Consider the following 19,320-nt stretch of genomic DNA (forward strand, 5'->3'; position numbering starts at 1 on the left):
CTATCCATCGAAGGAGTGACTGGTCAAGTGATGTTCGACAGTCATGTCGCGGTGCTGCTGGACCAAGCCGTATCGCTCGTGAACACGTTGACCGACGGAGAAGCACGCGGCCGTGCCTACACCGCACCGCGCGGAGCCGAGCTGCCGGACGCGATCGATGCCGCGGTGTCGCGCACCGCGGCATCACTGCCGCGCACCATCGATGCCGTGCAGGCGGAACACCTGGTCAGGACGGCACAGTGCCTGCGTGAGGTCTTCCAGGCCATGCAGGACGGGAGGACGGATGCCGCCGCCGAGACCGTGAACGGGCTGCTGCGCGACAGCGGCGCCCGGCTGGTGCCGGGCCGAGCGCTGCGACCGGGTGTACGTCGACACCTCCCGCAACGCCGCCCGCCAGTTCTGTTCCACCGCCTGCCAGAACCGCACCAAAGCAGCGGCCTTCCGCGCCCGCAAAGACGCCGGCGGCTGACCGGGCGAAGCCGGGCCGGGCACACGCGCTCAGCCGGTGTCCGTTGCCGCCGGTGCGCTGCTTCAGCCGGTGGCCGCGGCCGCGGTTGCGGTCGCGGAGGTCTTGCGGAGGACGCCTATCTTGTCGATGCGGTGCTCGGGGTTCCCCTGAGCGTCGCTCCAGTAGTTCCCCTCGGCGTGGTCCTCCGGCGTGGCGCACGTCGAGAGGGTGATCATGGCCTGGGTGGGGGGCGTCCCGGGGTCGCCCGGGACCGCGGCGCGCTGTTCGCTCAGCGAGCGCTCCGACCGGAAGGACGTCTTGCGGGTCGCCACGATCTCGTACGCGTACACGACGTCACCCACCGTTACGAGGACCTCGTCGCCGTTCTTCAGGGCGGGCACGTCGCGCAGCGGTCCGCCCGCAGACAGGCGGTGCGCCGTGACGAGGAAGTTCCCGACCTGTCCGGGGCCGACTCCGCCCTGCTTCCCGTACGGGCTGGCGGCCACGCCGAGGTCCTGGATGCGGGTACCGGGCGCGTCGTCGGTGGTGCCCTCGTACGGGACCACGCGCAGCCCGGCGATGCCCGCCGAGGCTATGGACAGTGTGGAGACCTGGGGCTGTCCGGTGGCGCCCGGGGAGGGCTCCCGCGCGGCCGTGGGCGACGGGGAGGCCGCGGCAGGGGCGGCCAGGGCCGTGCCGGGCGCCGCTGCCGTCCGCGCCGGGGTCGCCGAGGTCGCCGGACCGGCGGCGGCCTCGGGTGCGCAGGCGGCCAGCAGGGCCGTCGCGGCGGCGGCGAGTACGGCGGCGGTCGCTCGGGGCGGGTAGGTCAGGGGCATGGGCGATTCCGTGTGGCTCGGTCGGCCGTGGTGAGCCGGCCGGGTCGTGCGGAAGCGGGGGGACCCCGTTCGCTCCGACAGAGTGACATACGGAGCAAGCAGTACATAAGCCCCCGGCAAGCCCCCGGCCGGCTGTCCGGGCGGGCCGTGTCAGCGGGCGGCGCCGAAGTCCTGCGTCCAGTAGGAGTTCGGCTGTGCGAGGCCGACGCCGATCTCCTTGAACGCGCAGTTGAGGATGTTCTGCCTGTGCCCGGGGCTGTTCATCCAGCCGGTCATGACCTGCTCGGGGGTGCTGTAGCCGTAGGCGACGTTCTCGCCGTAGGTCATCCAGGCGTAGCCGGCGCGGGTGATGCGCTGGCCCGGGTCCGAGCCGTCGGATCCGGTGTGCGACATGTTGGAGTGCGCGGCCATGTCCTTGCTGTGGTTCAGGGCGGCAGCCGTCAGCTTCTCATTGACGGTGAGCGCCGAACACCCGGCCTTGGCGCGTTCCTTGTTCACGAGAGCCACCACCTCGGCCGCCGGGCCGGAGGGCGCAGCGGTCGGAGTGCTCGGATGCTTCGAGACGACCGGGGGCTTCGGCTGGGCAGGGGCCGGCTTGGCGGGCTGCGTCGCCTTGGGCGGCTCAGTCGCCGGGGCGGACGGCTGTGCCGTCTGCGGAACCTCCGTCGGCGGCGCGGTCGGCTCGGGCGTCCCGATAGGGGTGGCCAGGGGGTCGGCCGGGCTCTCGGTGGGCGCGGTGGGCGAGGGTGCGCTGGGGGAGGGGCGCGCTCCTTGCCACTTGGAGGCCCTCGCCGCAGGCGTCTCCTGGGTGTCCCAGCATGCGATCGCGGCCGTGGGTATGCCGACGATGCCCAGAGTGACGGCAGCGATGGTTATTTTCTTGTAGTGCGTCCTCTTTTTGCGGTGCTTCTGCATGTATGACCTCACTTGGTTTCTGCGAAGCGTCCGGGGCCTGCGCTGCCGGAGCCGCCGGAGCGCCGGGCGGGCCGCCATTCTTAGAAACCCTGGAACGGGCTGACAAGTCTCGCCACCAGCTCGCACGGCGGCGCCGTGCGCCGGGCTTGAAATGGGCGGACAGTCATGCTGGCCGTGAGGTCGGCAGGGCGCCCGAGACACATGACTGGCCGCCAGAAGCGCCTGTGACGTGGCAAGTCGCCGCACGCTGCCCCCATTCCCCGAGAGGTCCATTTCGGAAGAGAGCGGGGAATGTCGATTGTATTTGGACAAATCTCGATATCTCGGCTCGGCATTAGTGGACGTAATGCTTCCGTGATCTTCCGGCCTGCCGTGATTCATGTCACTGTTTCGCGCGGGAACCAAGTGGTGTCGGGGGATTGCCGTGACCCCATTGCCGGACGCGCGCCAAGCCGATCGCACCATCGGCCCAGCGGATGGGCGTGACCGGATAGCGGTCGCGGAGCTCATCACCCGAGATCAGGGTCGAGCGGACGGTGCATCCAGCGTCACACCGTCCGGTACCGCGATGCCGAAGTCGGCGGTCAGCACGCGCACGACTTCGTCGTGACCCGACAGTTCCCGCTCCTTGCGGGAGCCGTCCGAGCCGGTCTCGACGAGGTGGCGGCCACTGAGCGCGAGATGGGCGTCCGGTGTCGTCCGCTGAATGTAGAGGAGGTGGGAGAACGGGGAGCGGGGGTTGGTCGCGATGTGCCAGTTGATGACGTCGAAGTCCGGGGCCTCGTACGGCTCCAGGGTGAACGCGTACTGATCCGTCCACGCGTCGTCCTCGTACGCCTGGAGCACCCACAGCTCCAGCGGCCCGCGGTGCGGCTCGTGGACCAGACGGTGCCGACGGGTCGCGTCCCGGAACTCGGTGTCCGCGACCAGCGGAACCGCTTCGAGCAGCGCGCCGCCCGCGCCGAAGCCGACGTCCGCCAGGTACGGGCCCGGCTCGCCCGGAACGTCGACCAGCAGCAGCATGTGCGTACGCGGCCGGATCGCACCCTTGGCACCCAGCACGACGCGCGCGGCCAGGCGCGTGACGCCGAAACCGAACGCCTCCAGCACGGCGGCCAGCAGGGTGTTGTGCTCGTAGCAGTATCCGCCCCGGCCTCCGCGGACCAGCTTCGCCTCCAGGTCCGGCAGCGCGAGGGAGGGGGCCGAGCCGCCGATCGGTTCCAGGTTCTCGAACGGAATGCCGTACATATGGGCAAGATGCAGCGACCGAAGCGTCGCGGCGTCCGCGCGCCGCTCCCCGGTCCAGCCCGTGCGGGCGAGGTAGGCGTCGAGGTCCAGCTGCGGGGTGGTGGCCTGCGGAGTTTCGTCGTTGCGCGTCATGTCTCCGACCCTACGCAACCGGGAGCGAATCCCCCGCGATCGAGGCGGGGGAAGGCGGGCGATGGTGTGGTGCCGGCCCGCCCGATCGCCGTCCTGGCAGGATGGCGGCATGGAACATGTGCTTGGAATCGGTGGACACTTCATGCGGGCCGCCGACCCTGCGGCCCTGAGCGCGTGGTATCGCGATTGCCTGGGCCTGGACGCCGATGAGAACGGCCTGTGGCATCAGGAAGCCGGGCTGACGGTGTTCGCGACGTTCGAGTCCGAGACCGACTATTTCGGGTCCCGCGCCCAGCAGACCATGCTCAACTTCCGGGTCCGCGACCTGGACGCGATGCTCGCGCAGTTGCGGGCCAAGGGAGCGGACGTGGCCAAGGAAACGCAGGACATGGAGGGCGTCGGTCGATTCGGCTGGGTCACCGATCCTGAGGGCAATCGGATCGAGCTCTGGCAGCCCGCCTGACCTCGCCGCCGAAGTGCCCTATTGCCGACGGCTCGTGGCGGAGGCGAAGCCCAGCCAGGTGTGGCGGTTGCCCCACCAGCACCAGCCGACCTTCGGGGCGTTGCGCCGCTCGGGGCCGTCGCGCCCCGTGCCGTTGCTGATCCAGATCGCCGGGGTGCGGGCGTCCATGGTGCCGTTCGCCTTGCGCAGCCGGGAGCCGATGGTCATGAAGCAGTGGTTGCGCTCGAGAACAGCCGGCTGCTGGAGCACCCAGTGGATGCCTTCGGTGAGCAGCAGCGGAGTACGGCCCTCCTTGGTGAGGGCGGGAAGTGCCTCGTCCGGACTCCAGTTGGCCATGTGGTCGCCGCGGTCGAGGCCGGTGACGAGGTAGAGAGGCGCGTCGGGAAGTTCGACGGTGTCGGGGGCGAAGCGGTCGACGTCGGCCATGTCGGTGACGACGAAGCCGGGCCGGCCGTCGTGGCGGAGCAGCGGCGCGAGGGCGGAGGCCGGTGCGCGGTCCGGGTGCACGGCGAGCAGGGCATCGCCGTCTCCGCGTCCGGCGTCCACGGCGAAGCCGCGCAGCTCGTCGGCGGACATCCCCGCGAGCTCGTGCACCCCGAGCCGGATCAGGTGTTCCGCCTGGGCGGCGAGCGGCGGGAGAGGGCGTACGGCGGCGGTGGCCGATGTATCGGGCAAGACACTCCTCGGTTCGCGGGGTCAACGAGGCGGCCCGCCGGAATGTTCCCCGCGCGGGCGGCGCCGCGACAAGCGAAAGCCGCGACAGGCGACGCCGCCCCCCGGGACGGAACGGCGCCGCACTACGAGCCGCGAGCAGTCGCACGGCACGCCCTCGAATTTTCAGTGGTGGGAGGTAGGGCGCAGGACCAGGCAGACGAAGCCGAAGCTGTCCCGATAGGAACGCAGCCATTCCGAGCGGCGGGTGGTGGCCGTCGAGAGAACTTCGGAACTGTCCGGATCATCAGGATGGTCCAGGGCCCATGCGGCCAGCGACCCCCAGCATGCCCACTCGTACTCGTCCAGCTCCCGGCGGGTGCTGACGTGGCCGTGGACAGTGGTCCACCCGTCAGCGGTCACGCGATCCAGGGTGGTCGCCAGGTCGCTGAGGTCGCCGAGCATCTCAACGGCTTCCGGGGAAGGCTCTCGCTCCCAGAATCCGTCCCCGACCAGGACGCGTCCGCCGGGAGCCAGATGCTTGCGTGCCGCCGCGAGAGTGGGGAGCAGGCCGCCGAAGGCGTGCGTAGCCCCGACGCTGAGCACCAAGTCGAACGGGTGCGCGGAGGTGAAGTCCGCGGCCGGCTGGTGGTGGAGGACCAGGCGTTCCTGTTCCTGGACACCGAGGCTGCTCGCGGCCTCGCGAGCTTGTGCCAGCGCGTCTTCGGAGACGTCGACGCCCTCGGCGCGCAATCGAGGGCCGGAGGCCAGGGCGCGAAGGAGCCACTCTCCTCCTCCGCAGCCGAGATCGAGCACCCGCGCGTCGGGTCGGGAGATTCCGCGCTCGAGCAGTTCGGCCACCGAATCGTCGTCGAGCGGAGACTTAATCGGATGATTGGCATGAGCGATCCTGGACATCTGTTCACGGTTCATCGATGCAGCCTGACACCGACGGAAGGCCGCGCACTTCCATTTTCCGAGACATGGCGGACCAAGAACCCCCAATGCATCAAATCCAGCCGCCTGAGCCGCGCCGCTAGGGGAGCGGGCTGGAGTTGTGTGGCTGCCAGCCGAGTTCGACGGACCGGCGGCATCTGTCGGGGGTGTCGCCGGCGCTGACGAACAGTGCGGTCAGCATGGGCACGCCGTGGTCGAGAGAGTGGTCCGGCAGGGGCCCCGTGGCGACCAGGGACGCGAGGCCGTGCGGCCCTGGGAGAACCCGACCTCCTGGTCGAGATCGAGGCCACCGCGGCCCTCGACTGAAGGTGCTCCGCTCGTCGTCAGGTCGGTGACGGGGTTTCCCCGGTGGGGCGCGATGGCGGGTCGAGGTCGTCGAGGAGTTGCTGGAAAGGCCGGCGGAGGACGACGGCGAGGGGTCGGGAGTCTGCGTCTACGTAGGCGGTCACGTACTCGCGGGCGGGGGTCACGGCGGGTTGCGGATCCCGTCCGGACAGCAGGAGTTCGACGGCCCGCGCGGTGAGTGCGGCCAGTTCGGGGAGTCGGCGTCGGGCCCGGGCGAGCTCGGGAGCGAGGTCTTCCCGGCCGGAGAGCGCGGCGACTTCCCTGGCCAGGGAGGTCAGGTGTGGGGTGAGGCCGTCGGCGGTGGCGATGTTCCGGGCCTGGAGCCGTGCGGTGTCGCGGTGGCGGCGACGCAGGGGGTTGAACCTCATGGCTCGTTCGGCTTCGCGGGCGCGTGCGGCGTTCGCGTGTACCGCTTCGACGTGGGCGTCGACCAGGGTGAGGTTGTCGCGGGCGGCGGATGGGCCGGCGCCCAGGGCCGCCGCGGTGCCGGTGAGGGCCCGGGTCAGGCGCAGACGGCAGTCGTCGGCGATGACCTCCAGGATCCGGTGAGGGTCCGGTGGCCACAGCAGCGGGGCGAGCAGGATCGTCACCGCGGCTCCCGCAACGGTCTCCCATACGCGGTGCAGTGCGTAGGCATCGGGTGAGGTGCTGGCGAAGACCAGGAGCGAGGACGCCGCGACCTGGATGTTCAGCCCACCGCCGACCCGCAGGACCATTCCGACGCCCAGCCCCGCGGCCACCACCAGCGCCAGCGTGGCGGTCGAGGGACTCAGTACGTTCAGGACGGCGATCCCGATCAGTACGCCGGCCACCACGCCGAGGGCCCGCTGGAGCGATGTGCCCAGAGCCGTCATCGGATCGCCGCGCAGGGCCACCAGCGGGACGATTGCCGCGAAGACCGGTGGCTGGTCGGCGCCCAGCCACAGCGCGACCTGCCAGGCGACCGCGACGGTGACCACGATGCGGGCCGCTGCGGGGCCCTCGGTCCGCACGATTTCCCGGGCCCGGAGGGCCCGGCGGTCCCATGGTGCCCGGGCGTCGGCGAGGTCGGTCATCCGCGCCTTTCCGTGAGGTGCCCGTCTTCGCCCGTCGGACGCTCCGGGGTCGGGGCGTCCTCGGCCTTCCACCCCCAGGCCGTGAGCATCCCCGGCGACAATCCGGTGCACCCGGGGGAGTCCAGGTAGCGCACGGCCTCGTCGAGCTGGGCGTCGTCGACCAGGCCCGTCGCCACCATGGCCGCCCGCGCGCGGCCCCAGGTGTCCGCCCAGAACCGGCTGATCGCGCTCCCCGGCAGGAGCGGAGGTACGTGGATCTCTGCCGCCACCGCTTCCAGCCCGGCTGCCTGCAGCAGTTCGGTACGGTGGGTCACCTGCGACACGTCGGTCCCGATGCTGTCGCGCAGCCCTTGCCACATGGCCCGCATGGCGCGGGTGTACGGGGTCACGGGCGCCGAGTCCGTGGTCAGGTCGACCGCGTCGCTGACCACCAGGACCCCGCCCGGGGCGACCAGCCCGGCGAGCCTGGAGACCATCTGCTGTGGGGAGGGCAGGTGCATGAGCACGAACCGGGCGTGGACCAGCCGGAACAGCCCGGGGGAGAAGTCCTCGGAGGTGATGTCCGCCTGGAGAGTGGTGAGTCCGGGCACGGGGTGCGCCGCGAGGAATCGTACGTCGCGGTCCACCGCGAGGACCTGTGCCACTCCTGCCTCGCCGAGCAGCCGCCGCGCCACCGTGCCTGTTCCCGCGCCGACCTCCAGGCAGGTCCAGCCCGGTCCCACGCCCAGTTGCCGCAGCCGGGCCATGGTCGTCTCGTCGTATGCGAGGGCCCCGAGGTCGATACGGTCGTCCTCGCCCCGGTCCTCGGGACGGAAGACCCGCTCTCCGTAACGGCCCTCGTTCGCGGGCCCTGCACCGGCCATGTGGCCATTGTGGCAAGCGGGAGCGGATGCCACATGTCGTGACGCCGGGCCCCGTCGCCACCCGCTGAGCGGTCGACGGGCGACGGGCAGTGTCCGGTGCCAGGCTGAGGTCGTACCGGATCCGCGAAAGGCAATCGTCATGATCACCACTGACTTCGTACCTGGCTCCCCCTGTTGGCTGGACCTCGGAGCCCCCGACGTCCGAGCCGCAGCGGCCTTCTACGGCACCGTGCTCGGATGGGAGTACGAGTCCATGGGCGAGGGGGAGGAGATGGAAGGCGGGATGTTCCGGAAGGACGGGAAGATCGTCGCCGGGCTCGGCAAGCTGACGGAGGAGGGCGCGCGCTCAGCCTGGATGATCTACTTCAGCGTCGCCGACGCGGACTCCGTCACCCAGGCGGTGGAGGGCGCGGGCGGCACGGTTCGGGTGGCTCCGATGGATCTCGAAGGCTGGGGCCGGATGGCGCAGTACAGCGACCCCCTGGGGGGACAGTTCGCCGTGTGGCAGCCGGGAACGGACAACGGCGTCGAGCTCGTGGACGAGCCGGGCTCACTGTGCTGGACCGAGCTGTACACGAGCGACGCCGCGGCCGCGAAGGAGTTCTACGGCGGCGTCCTCGGCTGGCGGTTCAGCGACATGGAGGTGCCCGGCGGCGGGGGCACGTACGCCCTCGTCACCCCCGCCGGTCTTCCCGAGGAACGTATGCACGGCGGAGTCATGGAGATGTCCAAGGAGAACCTCGCCCTCACGAACGGACGGCCGTACTGGCACCCCGTCTTCGCCGTCGCCGACTGCGACGCCGCGGTCGCCAAGGTCACGGAAGGCGGCGGCAGCGTGCAGATGGCACCGCAGGACATGGAAGGCGTCGGCCGGCTCGCCGTCTGCCTCGACCCGTCGAACGCCGACTTCGTGGTCCTCACCCCGCCCCGCAGCTGAGCCCAGGAACGCCCGGGTCAGTGGCCGGCCGGCGCGGGCGAGATCTGCTGCATGAGGCTGATCATGTCCGGAGCGACCCACTCCTCGGCGATCTTGTCGCCCTCGATGCGGTAGATCTCGATGCTCCGGAAGCTGACCGGACGGTCCGTCGCCGCGAACCCTTGGAAGGTGCCCCGGTGCGTTCCGCGGAAGTGGACCCGCACTGCCACCTTGTCGTCGACGCCGAACACGTCCTCGACATCGATCTGCAGGTCAGGGAATCCATCCAACATGGCCCGAGCCCCCAGCCGCCAGGTCTCCCGACCGTGCAACGGGTCGGGAATCCCGGGGACGTTGGCAATGAAGTTCTCCGTCAGCATCTCGACACACGCGTCGAGATCGCCGCTCTCCAGCGTTTTGTAAGCCGTGCGCAGCAGGGCCAGGTTCTTCTCAGTGGTGGTGTCCATCTTGTGTGTCCTCTCCAGGGGGACCGCCCCGACGAGCGCGGCGATCGCTCCGATCTGCATGGCTTTCAGTAGAAACCCTGCCGCCGCGGCAAGGTCAAGATGGGCCCCGAGACGCCCTGCTCTCGTATAGCTACCGCCCCGCAAGGGGGCGGATCGCCCCGGCCGATCGCCCAGTCCCGGAGAAGGACGTAGGGACGTTTGATCACCGCAAAATAGGGGGCGTCGTGTGGATGAGGCCGCTTACCCTCGCCTGGTGCCTCGCCATTTGAAGAAACCCCGCCGCCTGGTCGCCGACGGGCGCGTGTACATGTGGTCGATGCGCCACAGCCACCGAAGGGACCACGACGGCCGGCCCGTCGACTGCCGCCAAACGCTCACCCTGTTCCCGCAGCCGGCCGGCACCGGCGGCCCGCTGCGTATTGTCTTTGCCGCCGAGCCTGGCCGGTACGTCCCGAGCGGGGGACCCTTGGGCTCCGGGGACGTGGGCTTCATCCAGGGCGCAGACCTGAACCTGCACGAGCCGGGCGCCGTCCGGGCCCTGCTCGACGTGGCGCTGGCCCGTGGGTGGCAGCCGGGGGAGCGGCGAGCAGTGGAAGTCGACGGCTGGCACCTGCTGGAGGCGGCGGCCGCCGCGCGAGCCGGGAACGCCACCAGCCCGTCTTGATGTTGGCGAGCGGTCCGTCACGACGATGGAGAGCAGCTGCCCCCATCGCGGTACCCGACGAGGCTGCCCGTGCGGAGCCCCACGAGGCCGCTTCGCAGCTCGTGTCACCCGGGGTGCAATGCTGTCCGGCGGGCGAAGCCAAGGTCGTGGACATATCAAGGAGAGATGATGGCCGGCGTGCGAGTGACGGTCTGCTTGCCGGCCGAGGCGGCGAATGACATCCCGGGGGCGCTCGATGAAGCCCTCGCCCCGTTCTACATCGATACGGATGACAACCCCGTCGACCGCGGCATGTGGGACTCGCGCCGAATCCTGGGCGGCAGTGACGGCACCGGGTTCGCCATCGCCTCCGGGTACGAGAACGACCCGAGGCTCATCCACGACGATCCCTTGTACGACGGCACGCCCTGCCCAAGCGCTCCCGGAGTCAGTGCCGGAGGACCGCGCGCCCTCCTCGACTTCTCCCAACCACTCGCTGCATCCGAGCGTGCGGTCGCTGCCTCCTGGGACCTGTGGCGCCGGCTGACCGCCCTGCATCCTCCGGCCGTAGCGCTCGCGGACTTCGTGGACCGGTGGTGGAACGACCCCACCGCGTTCCCCGACGACCGGTGGGGCGACGAGATGTTCGCCGCCTACCGCAGTCAGCCCCTCATCCGGGCCTTCCTCGGCCACCCGCACAGCCTTGGCTGGGGCTGGCTGCACTTCCCCGACCCGGCGGAGCATCCCGTCATCCACTACGACGGCGACCGCGACACCTATATCCGCGAGTTCACCTCGCCCCACCCCCAGAACACCGACGTCCTCACTCTCGACGGCTGGTGGCTGGAGGGCGGCAGCAACGCCGTGCACGCCACATGCGACCCGAACCTGTGCCCCCACGAACGCCCGGGGCCCGCCGTATGGCCCGGCAGCGAGGCCTATATCGCCACACTGCCCGAGGACACGATCTTGGTCCGGCTGCGCTGCCACGCGTGACGGCGCCATTGAAACTGGCCTTCTTGTGCGCAGAGCTCACAGGCAGTTGCAACCCGTGGCGTAGAACAACAGGAAGACGGCCGTCGCAGCGGTCAGGGTGAAGCCGGTCGTGGTCATGGCGGCGAGGCCCCGACGGCGGCGGCCTTTCGCGGGATCGCGGAAGGTCTTCCAGGCGCCGTGGGCGAGGAAGAGGCCGAGCAGTCCAGCACCCGCGACAGTCAAGCGTGGGCTGAAAGACCAGCTCAGGTAAGCGATCAGAGCCAGGCCGGCGAGCAGGGCACAGGCGAACAGGCTGAGGATCACCTCGGCGACGGCTTCCCCGATCGTCTCCATCAGGAACTCGCCGATAGCCTTCGCTGCCCTGCGGACCCCCACGGCATCCTCCGTCCTCGCGTACGACGCGGTCCCGCGAGGGGGCCTTGGTATGCAGGACCCGCACGAGCCCGGAATGGTTGCCGATATGGAGCGGCACGAACTGGGCTGGCTGGTCAGCTGCCAGCCGCCGGCGTACGCGCGCTCCCGCGACTACCGCGGCATGTTCATCGGCCAAGGTCCTTTCCTCGTCGACGCGCTGGACGGAAGCCCGCACATGGTGCACAGGCAGTTCTGCTGCGACGGACCGGAATGGCCCGACCAGTACCCCGACCAGTACCGGGAGAAGGTTCGGGGCGAGATCCCGCCCTGGGAACTCGACGTCCAGGTGCAGCGCCTCACCGCTCTCGGGGGCAAGGCGGAGGCGTAACCACACGGTGCAGACCCGGGCCCTGCATCCGCTACCTGCGCTGGCGCGACGCCAACGCCCGCCACGGCGACGTACCGGCCGCCCAGCGCCGCGAACGCGCCCGCATCCGCAGTGAGAAGGGCATCCGCTGGGGAGGACGCCCCCTCACCGCGGCGCATGACACCCGGTGAATGCAGCGTGTCCCCGCGTTGGATATCCGCTGCCCGTGGGCTCGCCTCAGCCTTGTTCCTCGCCGCTGACCGCGGCTTCGTACGCGAGCAAAGTATCGACGAACAGCTGCCGCTGATCCGGGGTCAGGGGGGCCAACGCCTTGCGCCATGCGACCGCACCCGGGGCGAGCCAGGCGGTGATCGCGGGTTGCTGGTCGGCCGCGATGCCGATGATCCGACGACGCCGGTCCGCCTCGTCCTCGCGCCGTTCCAGGATCCCCTTCCGGCTCAGGTCGCCGACCAGCAGGCTCACCGTCGTCGGCGCGACCTGCAGTCGGGCCGCCAGCTCGTTCACGGTCATCGGCCCGTCGAAGAGCAGGTAGGAGAGCAGCGAGAGGTGGCGCGGCGCCAGCGCGAAGGACTGCAGTGCCTCGGGCACGGGGATCTTCTTGACCCGGCCCACCATCCGCGGCATGAGCAGCAACAGGGCCCGGACGGCGTCATCGACCTCGTTCTCGCCGCCCTCCGCGGCGTCGAGCGCCTTGGGCCTTGACATGGCACACCCCTCCACAGTTACCTTTGTCTTCAAAGATATTTTGCTTTGCTTTCAAAGCTAGCCGCTCTCCATCATACGTACCGACGTGAACGGAGTTGCCACCATGCCGCACTTCACCGTGCACATCCGCGAAGAAACCCTCGACGGGACGGTAGAACCGAAGCTGATCAGCGCCCTGACCGACGCGGTCGGCGCCGTCTACGGCAAGGAGTTCCGCCGCCTCGTCGGGGTGGACCTGATCGGCATCCCGCAGCACCGCCGGGGCATCGGCGGCAACCCGACCGACAACGATGCACCTCTCGTCACCCTCAGCATGCGCGAGGCCGCGTATCACCTGCCCGAGGTCCCGGACGCTCCCGCCCGCCTAGTCGCCACCACCACCGACGCACTGGCCGACGTGCTCGGCGAGGCCGTCCGCAAGCAGGTCATCGTGACGATCGTCGGCGTCCCCGACGGCCGCACCGGAGTCGCCGGCGCGGTGGCCTGACGCGCGTGCGCGGGCCGGGGCCACCCGCTCCTGCCCGCGCGCACATCGACCTCGAAAAAGCTCAAGCAGAGAAACGCGCCACATAGCCGGAAGCGGGCGGCAACCCGGTGAACCTAACCGGTCGCAGCACTGGCGTTGCAGTTCGGCACGTGAGCTCCCTGCGCTCGCGGGGATGACCCCGATCCTGGGTGGCCAAGACGGCCGCTACCACCACTGGTCCCCGTTCAGAAGCCGGGTCCCGATCAGAGCACGTAGCGGATACCGGAGATGCCCACTGGTAGCCGTCGGCGTGCGGCGATACTGCTGGCAAGCAATTGGAGCCTGAAGCGACGAGCGTGGCAGGCCGAGCCGGGGGTGCACATGGCAGGGTCGGGGCAGCGGAGCCGGTCGCGAGGCGAGCTGATTCGACAGCGATCGCGGTCGCAGTTCGTGGGTCGGCGGGCTCAGTTATCCCTGTTCGCAGAGAACCTGACGAAGGATCCGGAGGCGGCGGAGTTCCTGTTCCATGTGCGCGGAGTGGGCGGGGTCGGCAAGAGCACCCTTGTGCGGCAGTGGCAGCAGGCCGCGCGAGCAGCCGGGGCGGTCACCGCAGTGGTGGACGAGAACGACGTTCACGGCGTGCAGCAGGCTCTGGTGGAGCTGGCGCGGCAGTTGGCGGAAGAGTCCGGGCCCTTCAAGGAGTTCGATCGAGCCGCCGAGCAGTACCGCCGCGAGCAGGAAGCGGCTGCCGAGCCGATGCCGGTTGAGGGTGTGGACCCGGCGGAAGGCGGGGCATCGGTGTCCAGTCGGCTGGTGTCGCAAGCCGCGCTGGGTGCCGTGTCGCTCATCCCGGGCGCCGGGGTGATGACCGCCATGGCGAACCCGGACACCGCCGCTCAGGGACTGGACCGCCTGCGCGCGGGTGTGCGGGGTCGGAGCCGTCGCACACGCGGCGGTGATGCGGTTGGTGTGAGTCGTGCCTTCGTCTCCGAGGTGGGCCGGCTGTGCGACCGGTACCCGTGGGTGGTGCTCTTCCTCGACACGTGGGAGCAGACCGGACGCTACCTGGACGAATGGCTTCGAGAGCTACTGAGCGATGCCTTCGGGTCGCTGCCGGCCAACGTGATCGTGGTGATGGCGGGGCGGGACGAGCTCCGGGAACGGGATTGGGCCGAGCTGCGGGCACAGGTGGCCGACGTACCGCTGGAGGAATTCGACGAGGCCGAGACGAGGGCGCTGCTGGCCGCGAGAGGCGTGACCGAGCCAGAGGTGGCGGAGGCAGTGTGGCAGCTGTCGATGGGGCTGCCCCTCCTGGTGGAACTCTTCGCGCTCACCAAACCCGCGGCTGCCGGAGACGTGGACGCTGGCGGGGACGTGGTGGATGCGGCTGTCGACCGGTTCGTGCAGTGGATCACCAGCACGCAGCAACGCGAGGCGGTCCTGGCGTGCGCGCTGGTACCGCAGCTGAACGAGGACGTGTTCGTCGCCGCCGTGCCTCCCGAGGCGCAAGGGCTGTGGTCGTGGCTGTGTGACCAACCCTTTGTCACCGGCCGTGGGGACTTCAAGCAGTACCACGCCGTGGTGCGCGCCAGCATGGTCCGTCAGCAACGCACCCGATCGCCGCAGCGCTGGGTTGCGGCACATCTTCAACTGGCCGAGGCTCACGCTGGTTGGCGCGCCGCTGCCGAGCAAGGTCTACCCGAAGGGAAGCGGTGGAGTGACGCCAGGTGGCGTCGGCACCACGTTGACGAGACCTACCATCGGCTCTGCGCACAGCCCGCTGCTCATCTGCCGTCAGCCCTGGACGAGGCTGTCCATGCGGCTGGGCGGGATACGGCCGCTCTGCGGCAGTGGGCCGATGCCCTTGATCAGGCAGCGCGAGACACGGCAGATCCCGACCTCGTGTCGTGGGCACGGCGTCTTCAGGACGCGGTCTCAGGTGATGAGCCCGCCATGGCCTCTCTGACAGCGCTGCTCACCCATGGTCGTCTCACCACCACTGCCCGGGCCTGGGCTCACACGTACCGCGGTCGGCACCTTTACCTCGAGGACCGCGATGAGGAAGCCTTGGCAGAACTCGACCGTGCCATCGGCCTAGACCCCCGCAACAGTCGCGCCTGGGCCTACCGGGGAGACTCACACCGCTGGCTGGGTCACACCGAGCAGGCCATCGGCGACCTCTCCACCGCGCTCGCCCTCGACCCTGCTTATGCCTGGGCGCTCGTCACGCGTGGTGAAGCCCACCGGGAGGCCGATCACTACGACGAGGCCATCACAGACCTCACCGCCGCGCTCGCCCTTGACCCCACCCTGTCCTGGGCCCACAGCCAACGCGGTGAAGCCCATCGGCAGGCCGAGCGCTACGACGAGGCCATCGCCGACTTCACCGCCGCGCTCGCCCTTGACCCCACCGACGCCTGGGCACTGGGCTCCCGTGGGCAGGCTCGCTGGCAGGCCGACCGATTCGAGGAGGCCATCACCGATCTCAGCGCCGCACTCGATCTGGACCCCACCGAGACATGGCCACTCGTCGTACGCGGAATGGCACACCGGGACGCCGGCCGCGACGAGGAGGCCATCGCCGACCTGACGGCCGCACTCAACCAGAACCCCACCAACACCCTGGCCATGACGCACCGCGGAATCGCACACCGGGAGGCGGACCGCTGCGATGAAGCCGTCACCGACTTCACTACCGCCCTCGACCTGGACCCCACCAGCGCCTTGGTCCTCACCCAACGCGGAATCGCCCACCTAAAAGCCAGTCGCCACGATGAGGCCATCGCCGACTTCACCGCCGCGCTCGCCCTGGACCCCACCAACTCCTGGACACTGGTCTCGCGCGGAATCACACACCGGGAGTTCGGCCGCTACGAAGAGGCCATCGCCGACTTCACCGCCGCGCTCGCCCTGGACCCGCCCAACGCCGGACTACTCGTCTCACGTGGGATCGCGCATCGCCAGGCCGACCACTACGAGAAGGCCATCACGGACTTCACTGCCGCACTCGCCCTGGACCCCACACTGGCCAGGGCCCTCGTCTTCCGCGCAATGGCACACCGTGACGTCGGCCACGACGCAGAGGCCATCACGGACTTCACTGCGGCACTAGACCTGGACCCCACAGACGAGTTGGTTCTCATGCAACGCGGAATTGCCTACCGCGAGACAGACCGCTACGACGAGGCCATCACCGACTTCACTGCCGCGCTCACGCTGGAACCGGCCAACATCCTGGCGCTCATCTCGCGCGGAATCGCCCACCGGGAGTTCGGTCACCGCGAGGAGGCCATCGTCGACCTCACCGCCGCACTCGACTTGGACCCCACCCGGGTCTCGGCCTACAACCAACGCGGTGAAGCTCATCGGCAGTCCGACCGTTACGAGGAGGCCATCAGCGACTTCACCGCCGCGCTCGCCCTTGACCCCACCGACGCCTGGGCACTGGGCTCCCGTGGACAGGCTCACCGGCAGGCCGGCCGCTTCGAGGAGGCCATCACAGACCTCACTGCCGCGCTCGACCTGGATCCCACCGAGACATGGGCACTCGCCGAACGCGGAATCGCACACCGAGAGGCAGAGCGCTGCGAGGAGGCCATCGTCGATCTCACTGCGGCGCTCAACCAGGACCCCACGCTCGCGGGGGCACTCACGCAACGCGCCATGGCCCATGTGGCACTGGGTCACTTCGACGAGGGCATCGCCGACGTCACAGCGGCGCTCGCCCTGAACCCTGCCAACTCACTGGCGCTGGTGGCACGCGGGTTCGTGTATCAGCAGAGCAGCCGGTACGAGGAGGCCATCGTCGACCTCACCGCGGCACTCAACCTGACCCCCATGCTTGTGCCGGCACTCACGCAACGCGCCATGGCCCATGTGGCACTGGGTCGCTTTGACGAGGGCATCGCCGACGTCACAGCAGCACTCGACCCAGACCCCACCCACGCCTTCGTACTCACACAACGCGGCATATTCCACCGGCAGGCCGGCCAACATGACAAGGCCGTCGCCGACTTCACTGCCGCACTCAACTCGGATCCCACCAATGCCTTGGCACTCCAAGAACGCGCTATCACTGCTCGTCAGATGGGGGACTACGTACAGGCCAGTAATGATCTTGAGCGAGTGCTGGCCGCGGATCCCGACGACACCGAATGTCTCTTCGAGAAGGCGATGCTCGACACAATCCGGTCAGGAATCGATGAGACAAGGGAGCGGTGGGCGGAACTGATCGACCACCCTGGGGGTGTAGCGGCCGACGACACTCCTCTGGTCTTCACCTTGATCCGCGTTCTCATGTTCGAGCAGGAGGACAGTGTCTCGGAGGTAACTGCGCTGTTTCTCTCACGCATCTCGGACCAGGGCACTCTCGCAGACCTTCAGCACTACCTCAGCGAGCTGTCGGCCTTGGATGCTGAGGTCGCGCACCGGGTGCGAGCGTGTCAGCGGATTCTTTCGGAGCACGCAGCCCGATGAAGAAGCTGCCGGCTCGGCCAACGTGGCGGAACAACCCCAGAACGGGGTGTTGACGCGGTGCGTCATGCGCCGTGCACGGTCCTGGCGAGACAGGCTGCATCTGAGACCGGCATCTCACGCTGTCGTTGACAACAGAGGCCCTCGACTTTTGTCCGCGGACAAAAATCGAGGGCCTCTGGGCGTGTCGGACATAACCTACGCCCCCGAGCAGGTCGCCGACCGGCTGAGCGAGGACTGCGGATGCGACCGGGCCGAGGATGCTCAGGTCGAGTAACGGCTCGCCGGGGAGAGCGCCCTGCGGTGGATCGGCAGCGGCCTCGGCGAGTTGGGGCTGGTCGCCGGTGAGCGTGTTGCACCGGCCGCCGCGCGTGCGCTGATGGACGGTCGGGACTGGCGCACCGGTGAGCAGCTCGTCGCCCGCAAGAAGGCCCTCGATCCGCGGGGGAAGGTCGCCGCCCGAGCGCTCGTGGACGCCCTCGCCCAGGCGGCGGCCGAGACCGGGATGACGGTCTCGGAGCCGGGATCACCGGGACCGGCGGCGTCGCGGTCGACGCCGATGGCACTCACCGGATCTGGTTCGACTACGAGCTCGGCCGGTAGTTCGGCGCGTCCGCGAGCGGAGCCGTATCCGGATTGCGGCGAGGGCGTGGGTGCGAGTGGGCACCGGCCGCCCTCGCCGGCAAGGTGGATCGTGCAGATCAGAAGGTCTGCGTGCTGTTCTGCCTCATCGGTCGGATCAATTGCCGGTACGGGCTCGGTTCAGCAGCTCATCGACCAGGTGTGGGAGTCGCCGTTGTCGTTTGCGGCTCCGTTGTAGCCGACCTCCTGGCCAGGGGTCAGGCAGATGGTCATGTGGCCGCCCTGGTGTGCCGCGGAGTACACCTTGACGTGGTCCTTGACACCCGGACCGGAAATGCCGTGGTTGGCCCACGAGGAGTCCTCGTCGGCGATGAAGCTCTCCCACCAGCCGTCATCGCCGGACCAGTTGGCGCGCTGGCCGCCGTAGTTGGCGTCCGTCCAGGCGCAGAAATGTCCGCTGGGGCAGTCGGCCGCGCCAGCCGCAGTGGCGACCGTCAGGGCTCCGGTCATGGCGAGGAGCGCCGCGGCGGCGGACGTGATGATGCGTTGCATGGTCATGAGGGGTGGCGCCTTTCGGTGGGGTCGGTTTCAGATCGGTGGTCGTTCGGTTCTCCGGCTGGGCCCCTAGGGGCCTTTGCGGCGGAGGTCAGGTCGGCGGCGCGCCGCAGGGCGATCGTCCGCAGCTGCCGGTGGGCGGCCAGTTGCTCGCGCCGCTCGGTACGCACCTTGGCCAGCAGGGTGGGCTCCAGGCGGGATTCGACCTCCGCCAGGCCGCTCTCACGGTTGCAGCGGTCGGTGACGGCAGGGTCCGGGTGGTCCGGGCGTGCTCCGGACGGGTTTCCGGCGCAGCGCTTCCAGCGGGCCGTCGCGGCGCGGTGATCGGGGTCGGTCGCCATCCGGGCCTGCGCTTCCGCGCGCAGGTTGTTGACGACCACTTCGGCCTCGAACCACCGCTTCTGATCGCCGTAGAGGACGCGCTGCGCGTTGGCGAGGCAGCCATCCGTGTTGGCGGTGACCGTGTACCCGGTGGGGAGCGTGAGGGCCAGCTCGCGGGGGTCAGTGCCGAAATAGGCGGCTCGGAACCGCTTGTCCTCTGCGGCAGTGGCCTTCGGGCGTTCCCGCGGGGATGGCATGGTCAGCCCCTGCCCGGAAAGACAGCGGGTGGCGAGCACAAGCTGCGCGGACTTGATGAGGTCGTCCTGGGCCTGTTCGCCAGCCGGGATCCCACGATGTGGGGACGCGGTCGGGTGATCGGCGCAGCTCGTCAGCAGCAGGGCCAAGGTTGCGATACAGACGGCGCGGATCAGTCGCAATGGTTCAGCCGACCTGGTGGTCCGCCGTTCCGGCAGCGGCGCCGTCGAGACGCGTGTGCCCCGCGCTGCGACGGTGATGATCTTCCTCACTGCCGGTGAACGAG

The 19,320-nt window shown here is 69.5% G+C and carries 22 protein-coding genes and 1 pseudogene; 10 read left to right on the forward strand and 13 right to left on the reverse strand.

Annotated features, from left to right (window positions below):
* Positions 1 to 183: 183 nt before the first annotated feature.
* Positions 184 to 375, reverse strand: coding sequence for a hypothetical protein (locus tag OHA89_RS35250; protein ID WP_406367913.1), 192 nt, complete (start codon positions 373 to 375; stop codon positions 184 to 186).
* On the opposite strand from OHA89_RS35250, the gene OHA89_RS35255 reads away from it, so the two are divergent.
* Positions 362 to 469: a CGNR zinc finger domain-containing protein gene (locus OHA89_RS35255; protein ID WP_406367914.1), complete on the forward strand. Its 108-nt coding sequence runs from the start codon at positions 362 to 364 to the stop codon at positions 467 to 469. The genes OHA89_RS35250 and OHA89_RS35255 overlap by 14 nt on opposite strands.
* A 62-nt stretch (positions 470 to 531) precedes the next feature.
* On the opposite strand, the gene OHA89_RS35260 is transcribed toward OHA89_RS35255, so the two are convergent.
* The 3 genes from OHA89_RS35260 to OHA89_RS35270 form a co-directional block, all read right to left on the reverse strand.
* Positions 532 to 1,284, reverse strand: a complete 753-nt coding sequence (locus OHA89_RS35260; protein ID WP_266611956.1) for a sortase domain-bontaining protein — start codon at positions 1,282 to 1,284, stop codon at positions 532 to 534.
* A gap of 150 nt (positions 1,285 to 1,434) precedes the next feature.
* Positions 1,435 to 2,199 carry a CAP domain-containing protein gene (locus OHA89_RS35265; protein WP_406367915.1) on the reverse strand — a complete coding sequence of 255 codons (765 nt, stop codon included), beginning with the start codon at positions 2,197 to 2,199 and terminating at the stop codon, positions 1,435 to 1,437.
* A 519-nt stretch (positions 2,200 to 2,718) separates the two neighbouring features.
* On the reverse strand, positions 2,719 to 3,579 hold the full coding sequence (locus tag OHA89_RS35270) for an arylamine N-acetyltransferase (RefSeq protein ID WP_406367916.1): 861 nt from the start codon (positions 3,577 to 3,579) through the stop codon (positions 2,719 to 2,721).
* A 109-nt stretch (positions 3,580 to 3,688) separates the two neighbouring features.
* On the opposite strand from OHA89_RS35270, the gene OHA89_RS35275 reads away from it, so the two are divergent.
* A complete protein-coding gene (locus tag OHA89_RS35275; RefSeq protein ID WP_406367917.1) occupies positions 3,689 to 4,042 on the forward strand; it encodes a VOC family protein in 354 nt (117 codons plus the stop codon).
* An 18-nt stretch (positions 4,043 to 4,060) separates the two neighbouring features.
* Here the strand turns inward: OHA89_RS35275 and OHA89_RS35280 are convergent, their stop codons facing one another.
* The 4 genes from OHA89_RS35280 to OHA89_RS35295 form a co-directional block, all read right to left on the reverse strand.
* Complete coding sequence (locus OHA89_RS35280) at positions 4,061 to 4,717, reverse strand: DUF5701 family protein (protein ID WP_257558662.1); 657 nt, start codon at positions 4,715 to 4,717, stop codon at positions 4,061 to 4,063.
* Between the two features lie 162 nt (positions 4,718 to 4,879).
* Entirely contained in the window at positions 4,880 to 5,626 is a 747-nt protein-coding gene (locus OHA89_RS35285) for a cyclopropane-fatty-acyl-phospholipid synthase family protein (protein WP_266611964.1), read from the reverse strand.
* Positions 5,627 to 5,973: 347 nt separating this feature from the next.
* A complete protein-coding gene (locus OHA89_RS35290; RefSeq protein WP_406367918.1) occupies positions 5,974 to 7,050 on the reverse strand; it encodes an FUSC family protein in 1,077 nt (358 codons plus the stop codon).
* Entirely contained in the window at positions 7,047 to 7,913 is an 867-nt protein-coding gene (locus OHA89_RS35295) for a class I SAM-dependent methyltransferase (protein WP_406367919.1), read from the reverse strand. Before OHA89_RS35295 ends, OHA89_RS35290 begins: the two co-directional genes overlap by 4 nt.
* Positions 7,914 to 8,052: 139 nt before the next feature.
* Between OHA89_RS35295 and OHA89_RS35300 the strand changes: the two genes are divergently transcribed.
* Entirely contained in the window at positions 8,053 to 8,850 is a 798-nt protein-coding gene (locus OHA89_RS35300) for a VOC family protein (RefSeq protein WP_406367920.1), read from the forward strand.
* Between the two features lie 17 nt (positions 8,851 to 8,867).
* Here OHA89_RS35300 and OHA89_RS35305 read toward each other — a convergent pair whose 3' ends face one another.
* Positions 8,868 to 9,356, reverse strand: coding sequence for an ester cyclase (locus tag OHA89_RS35305; RefSeq protein ID WP_406367921.1), 489 nt, complete (start codon positions 9,354 to 9,356; stop codon positions 8,868 to 8,870).
* A 193-nt stretch (positions 9,357 to 9,549) separates the two neighbouring features.
* On the opposite strand from OHA89_RS35305, the gene OHA89_RS35310 reads away from it, so the two are divergent.
* Both OHA89_RS35310 and OHA89_RS35315 read left to right on the forward strand, forming a co-directional pair.
* Positions 9,550 to 9,960, forward strand: coding sequence for a hypothetical protein (locus OHA89_RS35310; RefSeq protein ID WP_406367922.1), 411 nt, complete (start codon positions 9,550 to 9,552; stop codon positions 9,958 to 9,960).
* Between the two features lie 168 nt (positions 9,961 to 10,128).
* A complete protein-coding gene (locus OHA89_RS35315; RefSeq protein ID WP_266611972.1) occupies positions 10,129 to 10,935 on the forward strand; it encodes a hypothetical protein in 807 nt (268 codons plus the stop codon).
* Between the two features lie 36 nt (positions 10,936 to 10,971).
* Here the strand turns inward: OHA89_RS35315 and OHA89_RS35320 are convergent, their stop codons facing one another.
* Positions 10,972 to 11,310, reverse strand: a complete 339-nt coding sequence (locus OHA89_RS35320) for a lysine transporter LysE (protein WP_406367923.1) — start codon at positions 11,308 to 11,310, stop codon at positions 10,972 to 10,974.
* 49 nt (positions 11,311 to 11,359) lie between these two features.
* Here OHA89_RS35320 and OHA89_RS35325 point away from each other — a divergent pair, with 49 nt between their 5' ends.
* Together OHA89_RS35325 and OHA89_RS35330 are read left to right on the forward strand one after the other, a co-directional pair.
* Positions 11,360 to 11,677, forward strand: coding sequence for a YrhB domain-containing protein (locus tag OHA89_RS35325; protein WP_266612624.1), 318 nt, complete (start codon positions 11,360 to 11,362; stop codon positions 11,675 to 11,677).
* Positions 11,676 to 11,847, forward strand: a pseudogene (locus OHA89_RS35330) (IS630 family transposase); the annotation flags it as partial. The gene OHA89_RS35325 and the pseudogene OHA89_RS35330, both read left to right, overlap by 2 nt.
* A gap of 46 nt (positions 11,848 to 11,893) precedes the next feature.
* Here the strand turns inward: OHA89_RS35330 and OHA89_RS35335 are convergent.
* Complete coding sequence (locus tag OHA89_RS35335; protein ID WP_266611976.1) at positions 11,894 to 12,382, reverse strand: MarR family winged helix-turn-helix transcriptional regulator; 489 nt, start codon at positions 12,380 to 12,382, stop codon at positions 11,894 to 11,896.
* Between the two features lie 103 nt (positions 12,383 to 12,485).
* On the opposite strand from OHA89_RS35335, the gene OHA89_RS35340 reads away from it, so the two are divergent.
* The 3 genes from OHA89_RS35340 to OHA89_RS35350 all read left to right on the forward strand — a co-directional run bounded on the left by OHA89_RS35340 (position 12,486) and on the right by OHA89_RS35350 (position 18,141).
* A complete protein-coding gene (locus OHA89_RS35340; RefSeq protein WP_266611977.1) occupies positions 12,486 to 12,869 on the forward strand; it encodes a hypothetical protein in 384 nt (127 codons plus the stop codon).
* Positions 12,870 to 13,298: 429 nt separating this feature from the next.
* Positions 13,299 to 17,324 carry a tetratricopeptide repeat protein gene (locus OHA89_RS35345; protein ID WP_406367924.1) on the forward strand — a complete coding sequence of 1,342 codons (4,026 nt, stop codon included), beginning with the start codon at positions 13,299 to 13,301 and terminating at the stop codon, positions 17,322 to 17,324.
* A gap of 325 nt (positions 17,325 to 17,649) precedes the next feature.
* A complete protein-coding gene (locus OHA89_RS35350) occupies positions 17,650 to 18,141 on the forward strand; it encodes a hypothetical protein (RefSeq protein WP_406367925.1) in 492 nt (163 codons plus the stop codon).
* On the opposite strand, the gene OHA89_RS35355 is transcribed toward OHA89_RS35350, so the two are convergent.
* The gene (locus OHA89_RS35355) at positions 18,084 to 18,455 is read right to left on the reverse strand and encodes a peptidase inhibitor family I36 protein (RefSeq protein ID WP_406368725.1); all 372 of its coding nucleotides are present in this window, start codon (positions 18,453 to 18,455) and stop codon (positions 18,084 to 18,086) included. The genes OHA89_RS35350 and OHA89_RS35355 overlap by 58 nt on opposite strands.
* A 2-nt stretch (positions 18,456 to 18,457) precedes the next feature.
* Entirely contained in the window at positions 18,458 to 19,036 is a 579-nt protein-coding gene (locus tag OHA89_RS35360) for a hypothetical protein (RefSeq protein WP_406367926.1), read from the reverse strand.
* Positions 19,037 to 19,320 lie beyond the last annotated feature (284 nt).

This window comes from Streptomyces sp. NBC_01546 (assembly GCF_045208355.1).
Lineage (GTDB): Bacteria > Actinomycetota > Actinomycetes > Streptomycetales > Streptomycetaceae > Streptomyces.